The organism is Facklamia sp. P12932, from assembly GCF_050409545.1.
In the GTDB taxonomy this organism is placed as follows: domain Bacteria; phylum Bacillota; class Bacilli; order Lactobacillales; family Aerococcaceae; genus Facklamia.
This window is the reverse complement of record NZ_JBNUPG010000002.1, coordinates 81,325-93,639: the sequence shown is the minus strand read 5'-3', so window position 1 is coordinate 93,639 and position 12,315 is coordinate 81,325. Positions and strand designations below refer to the sequence as shown.

The 12,315-nt window shown below is 36.3% G+C and carries 11 protein-coding genes and 1 pseudogene; 8 read left to right on the top strand and 4 right to left on the bottom strand.

The genetic code is table 11. The features are described 5' to 3' along the window. Positions 1-3 precede the first annotated feature (3 nt). From ACQV2P_RS01250 to buk, 3 genes are read left to right on the top strand one after another with little or no spacing between them, the layout of a single operon-like run. Complete coding sequence (locus tag ACQV2P_RS01250; RefSeq protein WP_428873552.1) at positions 4-1,041, top strand: PTS transporter subunit IIC; 1,038 nt, start codon at positions 4-6, stop codon at positions 1,039-1,041. Positions 1,042-1,067: 26 nt separating this feature from the next. After that, positions 1,068-1,976, top strand: coding sequence for a phosphate acyltransferase (locus ACQV2P_RS01245; protein WP_428873499.1), 909 nt, complete (start codon positions 1,068-1,070; stop codon positions 1,974-1,976). Position 1,977: 1 nt separating this feature from the next. Next, complete coding sequence (gene buk, locus ACQV2P_RS01240; protein ID WP_428873500.1) at positions 1,978-3,048, top strand: butyrate kinase; 1,071 nt, start codon at positions 1,978-1,980, stop codon at positions 3,046-3,048. Here the strand turns inward: buk and ACQV2P_RS01235 are convergent. The 4 genes from ACQV2P_RS01235 to ACQV2P_RS01220 form a co-directional block, all read right to left on the bottom strand. Next, entirely contained in the window at positions 3,045-3,929 is an 885-nt protein-coding gene (locus ACQV2P_RS01235; RefSeq protein ID WP_428873502.1) for a LysR family transcriptional regulator, read from the bottom strand. The genes buk and ACQV2P_RS01235 overlap by 4 nt on opposite strands. A 211-nt stretch (positions 3,930-4,140) precedes the next feature. Next, positions 4,141-5,013 (bottom strand): carbohydrate ABC transporter permease, encoded by an 873-nt coding sequence (locus ACQV2P_RS01230; protein WP_428873504.1) that lies wholly within the window; start codon positions 5,011-5,013, stop codon positions 4,141-4,143. Continuing rightward, on the bottom strand, positions 5,013-5,939 hold the full coding sequence (locus tag ACQV2P_RS01225) for a carbohydrate ABC transporter permease (RefSeq protein ID WP_428873506.1): 927 nt from the start codon (positions 5,937-5,939) through the stop codon (positions 5,013-5,015). The genes ACQV2P_RS01230 and ACQV2P_RS01225 overlap by 1 nt, the downstream gene beginning before the upstream one ends. A 74-nt stretch (positions 5,940-6,013) precedes the next feature. Continuing rightward, on the bottom strand, positions 6,014-7,285 hold the full coding sequence (locus ACQV2P_RS01220) for an ABC transporter substrate-binding protein (RefSeq protein WP_428873507.1): 1,272 nt from the start codon (positions 7,283-7,285) through the stop codon (positions 6,014-6,016). 110 nt (positions 7,286-7,395) lie between these two features. On the opposite strand from ACQV2P_RS01220, the gene ACQV2P_RS01215 reads away from it, so the two are divergent. The 5 genes and pseudogenes from ACQV2P_RS01215 (at position 7,396) to mgtE (ending at position 12,157) form a co-directional block, all read left to right on the top strand. Continuing rightward, on the top strand, positions 7,396-8,694 hold the full coding sequence (locus ACQV2P_RS01215; protein WP_428894517.1) for an alpha-amylase family glycosyl hydrolase: 1,299 nt from the start codon (positions 7,396-7,398) through the stop codon (positions 8,692-8,694). Positions 8,695-8,838: 144 nt separating this feature from the next. Continuing rightward, a pseudogene (locus ACQV2P_RS01210) lies at positions 8,839-8,943 on the top strand (ArsR family transcriptional regulator); the annotation flags it as partial. A gap of 166 nt (positions 8,944-9,109) precedes the next feature. After that, entirely contained in the window at positions 9,110-9,508 is a 399-nt protein-coding gene (locus ACQV2P_RS01205) for an arsenate reductase ArsC (protein WP_428873510.1), read from the top strand. A 10-nt stretch (positions 9,509-9,518) separates the two neighbouring features. Further along, positions 9,519-10,571, top strand: coding sequence for an ACR3 family arsenite efflux transporter (arsB, locus tag ACQV2P_RS01200; protein WP_428894516.1), 1,053 nt, complete (start codon positions 9,519-9,521; stop codon positions 10,569-10,571). Positions 10,572-10,834: 263 nt separating this feature from the next. Further along, the gene (mgtE, locus tag ACQV2P_RS01195; RefSeq protein ID WP_428873512.1) at positions 10,835-12,157 is read left to right on the top strand and encodes a magnesium transporter; all 1,323 of its coding nucleotides are present in this window, start codon (positions 10,835-10,837) and stop codon (positions 12,155-12,157) included. The last annotated feature ends 158 nt before the right edge of the window (positions 12,158-12,315 follow it).

Below are 12,315 nucleotides of genomic sequence, written 5' to 3'. Positions count from 1 at the left end.
ATGATGGAAAATAAAATGACCGGTAAACAATTTGCAATGAATATTCTTAATGGTTTAGCTCTAGGTACGGTAATCGTATTAATTCCTGGCGCCCTCTTAACAGAACTGGTTAGAGCTATCGCGCCGGGATCACCTTTATTAGGTGTTCTGGCCATGTCAAACTCTATGCTAGGATTAGTCAGTGGTGTCATGATTGGATTGAATTTTAAATTTAATCCAATCCAAGCTGCCTCAATTGGTCTAGCTGCAATGTATGGAGGGGGTGCGGTTCAATTCGTTGGTGGCGCCCTTACCCTGAATGGAACAGGGGACGTCATTAATGTCGGCTTAACATCTGCATTAGCTGCTTTTGTGATATTATTAATTGGAAACAAGCTAAAATCATACACAATTATTGTAATTCCCACTTTAATGTTAGCTTTAGTAGGGAGTATAGGCCATTGGATTTTGCCTTATGTCAAAGGTATTACTGTGCTAATTGGACAAGGCGTGGCTAGCTTATTAACACTTCAACCGATTATAATGTGTATTTTAATTGCTATTGTTTTTTCGATCTTGATAGTCTCTCCAATTACAACGGTAGGAATTGCTTTAGCTGTAGGACTTTCAGGTATAGGCTCGGGAGCTGGAAACCTTGGTATTTGTGCTTGTGGTTTTGGATTAGCTATTATGGGATGGAATGTAAATGGTTCAGGAACAGCCTTGGCCCACTTTATTGGTTCACCTAAGATGTCAATGCCCATTGTGGTTAAAAATCCTAAGACAATGATTCCGATTATATGTAATGCTGCAGTCTGTGGGATGATGGCTGCTTTGTTCAATATTCAAGGAACACCGATGAGTGCAGGATTTGGTTTTAGTGGACTGGTTGGTCCGATAAATCATCTGAACTTAGTAAGTGGTGGTTTCTCATTGATAAACCTCCTAATTACTTTTGTTGCTTTTGTGGTAGTTCCTGTTAGTTTAGGCTTCGTCTTTAAATACGTTTTTACCCAAGCGGTGCCATTAGTAACCGAGGAAGATTATCGTTTAGAATTATAAAAACAAAGTAAGAAAGAAGGAAAGTTATGTCGTTCATTTCACAAATTAAGTCCTTCAAACAAAAAGAAAGATCTAGCAAAAACAAATTCGTCCTAGCTGTAGTAAAAGCTGCAGACGATGAGGTAATGAAAAGTGCAAAAAAAGCCATTCAAGAAGAAGGCTTGAAGATGATCTTTATTGATGATAAGGAGCAATTAGAAAAAATCATTGCAAATTATCAACTATCAGCAGAAGATTACGAAATCATTGACGAATCCAACGACTCACAGGCAGCTTTTGAAGCAGTTCGTTTAGTCCGTGAAGGTAAAGCTGGTGCGATTATGAAAGGGAAGCTTTCCACCGGAAAGTTATTGAAACAAGTCGTTGCTAAAGAGACAGGAATTGTCAAAAGTGGCTTATTAACCCACATGGCCGTTTTATCCATTCCCAAACTTGATCGTTTGTTAGGCATAAGTGATGGTGGCATGGTTTTGCAACCGAATAAAGAAGAGTATAAAACAATTATCCAACATGGAGTGGAAGTATTTCACAAATTAGGTGTAGAAAAGCCTAAAGTAGCTCTGTTATCTGCAGCTGAAACCTTAATTCCTAAATTGCCATCTTCTGTTAACTTTGCTGAAATCGCTGAGGAGTCAGATAATTCGCAGGCAATTATAGAAGGCCCCTTATCTTTAGATATTAGTTTATCACCGACAAGTGCAGCAGAAAAAAATTGGTCTGGAGCAATTAGAGGAGATGCTGATTTAATCATTGCTTCAGATATTGTCGCTGGTAATAGTCTATCCAAGTCACTCTTGCTATTTGGTGACGGCGAGATGGCTGGTATTATAATGGGAGCGCGCGTACCGATTATCTTAACTTCGAGAAGTGCTTCGGCTAGTGAAAAATATGCCTCTATTCTATTAGCTCAGTTAATGATGGATAAGGGGGAATAAAATGAACAAAATTATTGTCATTAATCCGGGAGCTACATCAACTAAGATAGCTTATTTTGAAAACGATCAAGAAATCTGGAAAGATGAAATTCTCTATACTAATGAGGAAATCAGTCATTTTCCACATGTTTTTGATCAGTTTGAAATGCGTTCCCAAGATGTTTTATCATTATTAGAAGAGCATCATTTAACCAAAGACCTTGACACTGCCGTAGGCCGTGGAGGGGGCATTGGTCCAGTGAAGTCAGGGGCTATTCTAGTTGATAACGAGCTATTAGATCGTCTAGAATTCCATCCAGTTATTGAACATGCTTCAAACCTAGGTGCCAAATTAGCACAAGCCGTAATCAATCACTTTGGGAAACCGGGTACCAACGCATATATATATGATCCAATTACAGTCGACTCAATGTCAGACGTAGCTAGACTGACTGGCATAAAAGGAGTGAGTCGTAAAAGTATTGGACATCATTTGAATATGCGGGCGGTTGCTAGACGAGTAGCGAGTGATATGGGGAAAAGTTATCAAGAGGCTAAAATTATAGTGGTTCATATGGGAGGAGGCTGTTCAGCTAGTGCTCATCAAGGTGGTGAAATTGTTGATTTTATTTCAGACGATGAGGTAATGTTCTCAGCAGAACGCTCTGGTGGAATTGCTATTAAAAATTTAATCCCTCTAATCAAAGAAAGGGGAGTCGATGCGTTTTATAAATTTGCTAGAAACGAAGCAGGCTTATACTCTTATTTTCAAACAAAGGATTTAAGATTGATCGAGCAACGAGCTGTTGATGGAGATGAAGAAGCTAAGTTAGTACTTGAAGCTATGGCTTTAGGGATTGCGAAAACAATCGCTTGTTTGGCAGCTACGATAGGCGGTCCAGTTGATGCCGTTTCAATGACAGGTGGAATGGCTCATTCGGAATTTTTAAGAAATGAAGTCAAGAAAAGAACAGCATTTATTGGTCCGTTTATTCCATTCCCAGGAGAATTTGAAATGATTGCCTTAGCAAAAGGTGGTAACCGCGTCTTAAATCAGGAAGAGACCGCACATCGTTTAGCAGAAATGGGTTAATTTGATTTTATGATGGATATAAATTCATTCATCGCTGGTGTCAATGTATAATTATTTCGCAAAGCAATACCAATCGGATAATAGTTATTGCGATCTTCCAAGGGAACCCAAGCGAGTTCTTCTAATTTGCTTAAAGGCTTAAACTCACTCGGTAAAATGCAGATTGAGTTTAAGCTTTTTAAGCTATGAGTAAGCACTTCCCAATCATTGTTGACTAAAACAATATTTGGATCGAACCCAACCTTGCGACAGCGTTTAGGTAACATTTCACCTAGCATAAAATTATCAGTTAGATTACAGAAATTTTCGTCTCTTAAATCTTTAAATTCAAGCGAAGCACGACTAGAGAGTGGGTTGCTTTTAGGTAGAACAACACTGACCTTATATCCTTGAGTGGTCGTGTTTAAAGGTTCAATATGAATGCCTTCTTCAATCTTAGGAAAAGAAACGAGGCCAATGTCAATTGTACCCTCAGCAAGCAATTGTTGAAGATGACGAGACCCATCTTGAACTAGGACCAATTCCAAGTTGGAATGGGTAGCAATAAATTTTGATATTTGAGGCATGAATTGAATGGCAAAGAGAGAAGTTAATCCGACTTTCATTATTTCAGCTGGATTATGATTATAGCCTTGAATTTCAAGAACTAGTTCATCGAAAGCTTCGGTCAAGTTTTTCCCCCTGTCATAAAGAATTTTACCGGTATGAGTAAGCGTCATTTCTTTTTCTGAATAAGTAAAAAGTTGTGTATCTAGTTCCAGTTCAATTTTTTTAATTGCTTGGGAAAGTGTAGGTTGAGTAATAAAAAGACTTTTAGCAGCGTGAGAAATGTTTTTTGTTTCTGCTACAGCAATAAAATATTTAATCTGACGTATATCCAAGATAGACACCTCCTTTTAGATTTTTTAAATTCATTATATCAAATGACGGCTATTTCTACTAATAAAGCTAATTTTTGTTTAATAGATTGTTTTGTTTTTTGCATTATGATTGATTTTATGAGAGCTTGAATATTGTTATAGTTTCCTCAAAAGCTAATAAAAATAGAGATCCTTCTTTGATTTGTCTGGCAGGATCTCTATTTAGTTTGTTTTATTTAATTGCTCCATCAACCATGCCTTTAAGGATTTGTTTTTGAGCAAAGAGGAAAACAATAATGATTGGAATCATAATCATTAAGGATGAAGATAAAATCATATCCCACTGTTTAGTGTAGGAACCGGCAAAGTTTGAAATAGCAATCGGTAATGTTTGAATGTCATTACCGACACCTAACAATTGCATCGGCAGTAAGAAATCATTCCAGATCCAAATGCCATTTAAAATAATAATCGTAACATAGATTGGTTTCATAATGGGCATGACTACATAAAAGAAAGTTTGTAGTTTGTTAGCACCATCTATTTCGGCAGCTTCTTCAATCTCAAGTGGGACACCCTTTAAAAAACCATGAAACATAAAGACAGACATGCCCATTCCAAAGCCAATGTAGGCCAAGATTATCCCAGGATAAGATCTCAAGAGTGAGAAATTCATTAGGGGTTCAGTTACATTCATGGATAGGATTCTAAACCAAGTAATCAGTGGATACATGACGACTTGGAAAGGGATAACCATTGAAGCCACAAACATATAAAAAATGAGTGAAGAAGTTTTTGATTTGTATCTCACTAATCCCCAAGCAGCTAATGAACTGACCAGACTAATTAGAGCCAAGGAAGTGACAGTAATAATTACTGATGATAAAAAAGAACTAGGATAATCAATAGAGGGGTTGTTCCAAATAGTAAGGAAGTTTTCCCATATTTGTCCCCAATTTTCAGGCAGTGAGAGTGGATTGACTAATATTTCGCGAGAGGATTTGGCTGAGTTAATAAATATTAACAGTAAGGGGCTGATAAATAAGACAAAAACTAAGAGGGCGAACAACTCCAAGAAAAACTTTTTCCATTTGATAATTGACATTACATTTCGACCTCCTGACGTTTTGTAATATAAGTCTGACTAAGACTAATAATGACTAGAATAACAAAAAGAATTACTGCTCGAGCTTGACCATAAGCTAAATTATTTTCAACAGAAGCAGTATTATAAATATTCATAGTGATAAACTCAGTAGACTTGATGGCTTCACTATTCCACATCATAGAAGGGCCACCACCCGTCAAGGAGTAATTGACATCGAATATTTTAAAGGAATTATTAATGGTTAAAAATAAAGAAACAGTAAATGATGGCATAATCATTGGTAAAGTAATGTGGCGTAGCTTTCCCCACCAATTGGCTCCATCTAAGGAAGCAGATTCATACAATGAACGAGGAACGTTTTGCAAGCCCGCGTAATAAATCATCATAATATAACCGGCATATTGCCAAGTTGAAGTTAAAACCAAGGCAGAAACAGCTAGACGCGGAGAACCTAAGAAGAGATTTTCAACCAGCCAATCGAAAGCCAACAATTCTCCAACTTGAGGAAAAACATTATTATAGATAAATTGCCAAATATAACCCAAGACAATTCCACCAATTAGATTAGGAACAAAGAAGCCCGCACGATAAATATCTCTACCTTTAACTTGACTAGAAACAATCATAGCTAAAGTAAAAGCGACTAAATTAATAATAATTATATTAAAAAAAGCAAAAATAAAGGTAACCATCAGAGAATAACGAAAACGAGAATCGGCAAAACTTTCTTTATAATTACCTAAACCAATAAAATCTGCAACAGGCTTAATAATCCCGCCCCAATTCGTAAATGAATAATAAATGCCCATCACGAAGGGAATGAAAATCACTAAAGTAAGTGCAATAAAAGCAGGGGCCACTAAAAAAATAAAATTGCGACGCTGCCGTTTACTACGAGATTTTTTATGAGAGGCAGATGCCATAAGAACCCTCCTTATAAATGAAGGAACTAGAAGAAACCCTCTAGTCCCTTTAAGAACACTGCTAAATTAACCTTTTATTCTGAAAGTTGTGAAATTTCTTCAGACATTAGTTGAATGAATTCATCTTTGTCAATGTTACCTTGAGCAAATTGACCATAGATAGGGCCTAGGTTATTCATACCGAAACCATCAGGCATAAAATAAGTCGAATCAAAGGAGTAAACTGGCTTTTCATCAACAATCCATTGTGCTAAGAATGCAGACATTGGCGCTTGTGGTGTTTCTTCAGTGGTTGAGAAAGGTGAGATCATATTGGCTTGGTTTACAATATAGTCTTGACCTTCAGGAGTATCCACCATGTCTTGGAAGAATTTATTGATAGATTCCATTGCGCCAGATTCTTTATTCACAACATAATATGATGGAGCACCAATAAAGAGACCATCAGCATTTGCATCAGTTCCTAGTGTTTGATAAGGAATGAAGCCCATTTTGAAATCAGCCTCTAATTCTGCTAAGTTGGGATCTTTCCAGTTTCCTTGATGAAGGAAAGCTGCTTGCCCTGTAGCAAAAGCAATATCCATGTCTTCTTGTGTACCTACTGTTAACATTTGCTTGTCAGTATGTTGGAAGAGAAGCTCTACCCAATCCGCATAGTTTGCCATACGGTCTTCATCGACTTCACCTTTAAGGGTCATTTCTGTAACAGTACGGTCACCATTTTCTAAACCGGATCCAAGATAAGCGTTGAAGTCATGATTACCCATAATCCATGTTTCGCCTTCTTTAGTAGCATTTGCTACAACTGAAGTCAGTCCTAATTCTTCTTTACGATTTTCTAAATCTTCAAAAGCAGCTTTGACTGCTTCAAAAGAATCTAAACTAGCTGGATCAATGCCTGCTTTTTCTAAAAGGTCTGCATTATAAGCTAAACCATAGCCTTCAACTGAAACAGGGAAACCATAGACTTCATCACCTTGTTTAAATTCAAATTCAGTTTGATCAATCCAATCACCTTCAAGAGGAGTGAGGAAATCAGCCCAGATATCGTAGCCTCCTTGCCCTTCAATAACAAAGACATCAGGACCGTCACCCGCTGTGAAATCTGATTTCAATTGGTCACCTAGAGTACAGGAACCAGAACAGACTTTAACTGTAACATCCACTCCATTAGCCTCACCCCATGTTTTAGCATAGTTAGTTAAAGCCTCTTGAGTTTCACTTTTGTTAGAATAGAGCGTAAAAGCATCAGGACTGTCAGACGCAGCTGAAGCGCTCGGCAGAGATATGAGAGAACTAGCCGCTAAAATCAAGCTAGCCTTAGAAATTTTTGATAGAATTGTCATGGTATTCCTCCTATAATTTTAACTTTTGTTATAATAATTATAGCTTTAAGAATAAAGGTTTGCAATCGTTTGCAAAATTAATAAAAAAAGTTACAAACAGGAGGACTAGGATGGCTAAAGAAAGTGCATTAGAGTTAAGGAAGCTGGTAATTTACAGTATATTTACCCGTAACTTTTCAAAAGAAGGTAGTTTTAAAGAGGTGGAAGCTGAAATTCCACGTTTAAAAAAGTTAGGGGTTGATATGGTTTGGTTTTTGCCTCATTATCCGATCGGAAAGATTAAACGAAAGGGCACAAAAGGATCACCCTATGCCATAAAAGACTATCGCGGCATTCACTCAGAGTTAGGTAGTCGCGAGGATTTTATTCATTTAGTGGATCAAATTCATCAAGCGGGTATGAAAGTGATGATTGATATCGTTTATAATCATACCTCTCCAGACAGTCTTTTAAGCAATCAAAAATCTCAATGGTTTTATCAAAAACCAGACGGCAGTTTTAGTAATCAGATTGGTGATTGGACAGATATTATCGATTTGGATTATAATGACAATTTTGACTTATGGGATTATCAAATTGAGACTTTAATGGACTATGCCAAAATCGTTGATGGTTTTCGCTGTGATGTAGCTTCTTTAATTCCTTTAGATTTTTGGTTGGCTGCTCGTGAAGCAGTTAAAGAAGTTAATCCTGACTTAGTGTGGTTAGCAGAGAGTGTTGAGCCTTCATTTATTCTCGAAACAAGAAAACAAGCTATGATCGGACTGTCAGACTCCGAAGTCTATCAAGCTTTTGATTTGACCTATGATTATGATATTTTTAATGATTGGGTTGCTTATTTAGAAGGAAATCAACCTTTATCTGCTTACCTTACTAGTTTAAATCGACAAAATTGGATTTATCCTGCCAACTTCACTAAATTACGTTTTTTAGAAAATCATGATCAAAAACGTATTGCAGCAAGAATTAAGGATAAGCACTCGTTAGAACAAATAACAGCCTTTAACCTCTTTTTACGTGGTGCGCATTTAATCTATAATGGACAAGAGATTCAAGCTAATCATCTACCTAATCTTTTTGAAAAAGATCCAATCGACTGGTCTAATGAGTCGACTTTTTCAGAGTATTTAGCGGACTTAATCCAAATTAAAAAGGAGTATATTCCTTGTGAAGGAAGTTTTGAAGTGGGTGGCGATGATGACTTAGAAGCTGTTTGGGTTAAGTATCAAAACCATGAAGAATGTTTGATGGGGATCTTTGCTTTGAATAAAGAAAAACATGGTTCGATTAAAATACCACTTGCTGATGGAGCATATCGTCATCTATTAGAGGATAGATGGATAAAAGTTAATGATGGAGAAATAGCCTTATCCGATAGACCTCAATACCTCACTTATAAAGAAGATTAAAGCCAAGCCTCATATCAAAACAAATTGGTATAAGGGTACATTTGTTATATGCTGAAACATCAATAAGATTTGATGTGAGGTGATAAAATGGAAGATTTAAAGGTGATGGTTGATTAAGACAAAGCGTTAAGTGATGAGAATCGTTTAGTTATTTTGCAGCTTTTGAAGAAGGGGGAACAGTGTGCTTGTGTATTACTTGAGCAACTTGACCTTTCTCCATTGGGATTGTCTTACCACATGAAAAAATGAGTTGGATCAGGCATTGTTAAAGAGCGTCAGGAAGGGAAATGGGTTTACGGTCGTATTTCTAATCAAGGGCGAAATCGCTTTATATCAAATCTCAATGTTTTAACTAAGCCTACTGATAAAGAAATCAACAAGTTTTAAGCAGTTAGCTATTTAAAGGAGTTGTAAAATGAAAAAAGTAGCATTTGTCTGTGTTCATAACTCATGTCGAAGCCAAATAGCAGAAGCGCTTGCCAAACGTTATGGTCAAGGTGTAATTGAGGCATATTCAGCTGGAACGGAAGAAAAAGATCAAATTAATCAAGAGGCTGTGCGTTTAATGAAAGATATCTACCAGATAGATATGGAAGCTAACCAGCAGCCTAAATTAATCACTGAACTAGCTGAAATCGACTATTTGATCACTATGGGCTGTAATGTGAATTGTCCGTTTCTTCCTTTTAATGATCGCAAAGAGGATTGGGGCTTAGAAGATCCCAGTGGTAAATCAGATGAAGCATTTAAAGAAGTGATTGCTTCGATTGATCAAAAAGTCAAAGAATTAGTTGCCGAAATTAGTCAATTATAGGAGGTTTTTTATGAATCAAGTTGAAATGAAATCGTTTGAAAAAAACTTAACCTTATGGGTGTTGGTTTGTATGATGATGGGTGTGTTAATTGGAAAATTCATTCCGCAAATACCAGTCTTTCTCGGGCAATTTGAATTCTATAATGTTTCCATTCCTACAACTATTCTCCTATGGATTATGATTTACCCTATGATGTTGAAAATAGATTTTAATAGTGTTAAGAATATTGGAAAAAATCCTAAGGGCTTATATATTACTTGGATGGTCAACTGGGTGATCAAACCACTTACCATGTATTTAATCGCTTATTTATTCTTTAATATTATCTATGGTCGTTTCTTATCAGCTGAATTAGCTTCTGAATATGTAGCGGGTGCCGTTCTCTTAGGAGCAGCTCCATGTACTGCTATGGTCTTTGTTTGGTCGAAATTGACTCGAGGAAACAGTGCTTATACTTTGGTTCAAGTGGCAACCAATGATTTGATCCTTTTAGTAGCTTATGTGCCAATTGTTAGTTTCTTATTAAAGATGGGGAATATTGCTATTCCTTGGGAGACGCTATTATTATCTATTGTACTTTTTATTGTTATTCCGCTTTTAATGAGTATGGTTACACGTCGCATTATTATCTCAAATAAAGGCAATGATTACTTAGAGAATATCTTTATTCCATCTTTTGATCGTTACACTTCTTTAGGCCTATTATTGACTTTGATTATTATTTTCTCTTTCCAAGGTAACCATATTATGAATCAGCCGCTTAATATTCTATTGATTTCTATTCCTTTGATTATTCAAACTTTACTAATCTTTGGAATTACTTTTGCTATAGCATATAAAGTCAACCTGCCATACTCAATAGCAGCACCTTGCGGCATGATTGGTGCTTCTAACTTTTTTGAATTAGCGGTAGCGGTAGCTATTTCACTTTTTGGACTTTCTTCTGGAGCTACTTTAACGACTGTTGTCGGTGTCTTAGTAGAGGTGCCTGTTATGTTAATGTTAGTTCGCTTTGCTAATAGTAAGCAACATTGTTTTAGAAAAGAAGAGCAATCCATTTAATAGATTGCTTTTTCAGCTAGCATTCGATTAAATAAATTGCTATGATATAATGAATATAAATAATTTCAAGGGGTGAGTAAGATGGATGCTGGAGAAGATGTTCGAGTCTGGAGTAACAAGAATTATAAAAAAAGACATTCACTATCAGCATCGCTTACTCGCTTTGCTTTTAGTGGGTGTTCTTTAATTGTTTAACTATAAAAATGACAGTGATTTGTAAAATCACATATAAATGAAAGAATTTTCATTTAGGAGGGAAACAAATGAAGAAATACCAAATCGATCAAATTAATCATTTACAAGAAAAAATCAATCGCATGGACCCAATTGATATTGCTGAACAATTTGATAACTTAACGGCCTATGAAATTGCTTTAAGGATTAAATTGTTGAGTAAAGATCTATTAGCGGATACTTTTGCCGAGCTGAGCAAAGAAAAGAAAATGGAAATCATTGAGATTCTATCTGATGAAGATACTGGTGAATTGATCAAAGAACTTGATGAAAATGAACTAGTTGACACTTTGCAAGAATTACCAGCCAATATGGTAAAAAAAATCATGCAATACTTTGTCACCGAAGATCGGCGACCAATTATTAATCAATTGTTAGGTTATCCAGAAGAAAGCGTCGGATCAGTGATGACCGTTAACTTTTTAGCTGCAAAAGAACGCTTGACCCTTAAAGAAATATATAATCTGGTACTCCAATCAGACCTAGATGCCAATAAATTAGAACAAATCTGGATTACAGATGGATCGCTACGCTTGTTAGGATTTATTCATTTGGGTGATTTAATTCGTTATCCTCAAGCTGAAGTATCTGACTTATTAAAGGGCTTAACACGCACAGTATCAGCTAAAGATGATCAAGAAGTGGTAGCTAAATTGGCTCAAAAATATGACTTGTCAGAAATACCGGTTGTCGATTCAGAAAATCGTTTAGTAGGTACTGTTCCTGTTGAATGGGCCATTGATATCTTAGCAGAAGAGTACCATGAAGACTTCGGAAACATTCACGGGATCAATGACGTGGAAGAAACGCATTATTTAAAACAATCTGATTTGTCGATAGCCCGCAGTCGAATTACCTGGTTAATCATTTGTTTAATTACTGCATCTGTCACGGGTTTTATAATTCAACGCTATGAAGTGACTTTAGCTACCAACGTAGCTTTAGCCATGTATATACCGATGTTAATGGATAGTGGGGGGAATGCAGGAAGTCAGTCCTCGACTACTATTATAAGAGCCCTATATTTAGGAGAATTACAAGGTGTTTCTTTTGTGAAAATTTTACTAAAAGAACTTAGGATAGGTTTTATTGTTGGACTTGCCTTGGTTGTGGTCAATATGTTAAGAATTTTAATTTTAGATTCTGTTTCATTCCAAGTGAATCTGGTCGTATCGATCACTTTATTAATGACCGTCATGTTATCCAAAGTAATCGGTGGTTTATTACCAATTTTGGCAGACAAATTAAAGATCGACCCTACTGTTATGGCAGGTCCTTTAATTACGACGATTGTTGATACTGCATCCTTACTAGTATATTTTGAAGTAGCTAGTCGTTTATTGAATATTTAATCCAGTGAAAACCATCTTGTTGCTAAAAGACACTGCACCCCATAAATGGGATAGAATAAAAACACCTTTCACACGAATTCTGAACGGCTCCTTGTTAAGTAGATAGGTAAAAAAGTAAATTTTATGCACCTATGGATTTTATCCGTAGGTGTTTTTAT

Coding starts and splice junctions, on each gene's coding strand:
- ACQV2P_RS01220 (WP_428873507.1), bottom strand. CDS start 7,285: ATGACAATTCTATCAAAAATTTCTAAGGCTAGCTTGATTTTAGCGGCT.
- ACQV2P_RS01215 (WP_428894517.1), top strand. CDS start 7,396: ATGGCTAAAGAAAGTGCATTAGAGTTAAGGAAGCTGGTAATTTACAGT.
- mgtE (WP_428873512.1), top strand. CDS start 10,835: ATGAAGAAATACCAAATCGATCAAATTAATCATTTACAAGAAAAAATC.
- buk (WP_428873500.1), top strand. CDS start 1,978: ATGAACAAAATTATTGTCATTAATCCGGGAGCTACATCAACTAAGATA.
- ACQV2P_RS01245 (WP_428873499.1), top strand. CDS start 1,068: ATGTCGTTCATTTCACAAATTAAGTCCTTCAAACAAAAAGAAAGATCT.
- ACQV2P_RS01225 (WP_428873506.1), bottom strand. CDS start 5,939: ATGGCATCTGCCTCTCATAAAAAATCTCGTAGTAAACGGCAGCGTCGC.
- ACQV2P_RS01205 (WP_428873510.1), top strand. CDS start 9,110: ATGAAAAAAGTAGCATTTGTCTGTGTTCATAACTCATGTCGAAGCCAA.
- ACQV2P_RS01250 (WP_428873552.1), top strand. CDS start 4: ATGGAAAATAAAATGACCGGTAAACAATTTGCAATGAATATTCTTAAT.
- arsB (WP_428894516.1), top strand. CDS start 9,519: ATGAATCAAGTTGAAATGAAATCGTTTGAAAAAAACTTAACCTTATGG.
- ACQV2P_RS01230 (WP_428873504.1), bottom strand. CDS start 5,013: ATGTCAATTATCAAATGGAAAAAGTTTTTCTTGGAGTTGTTCGCCCTC.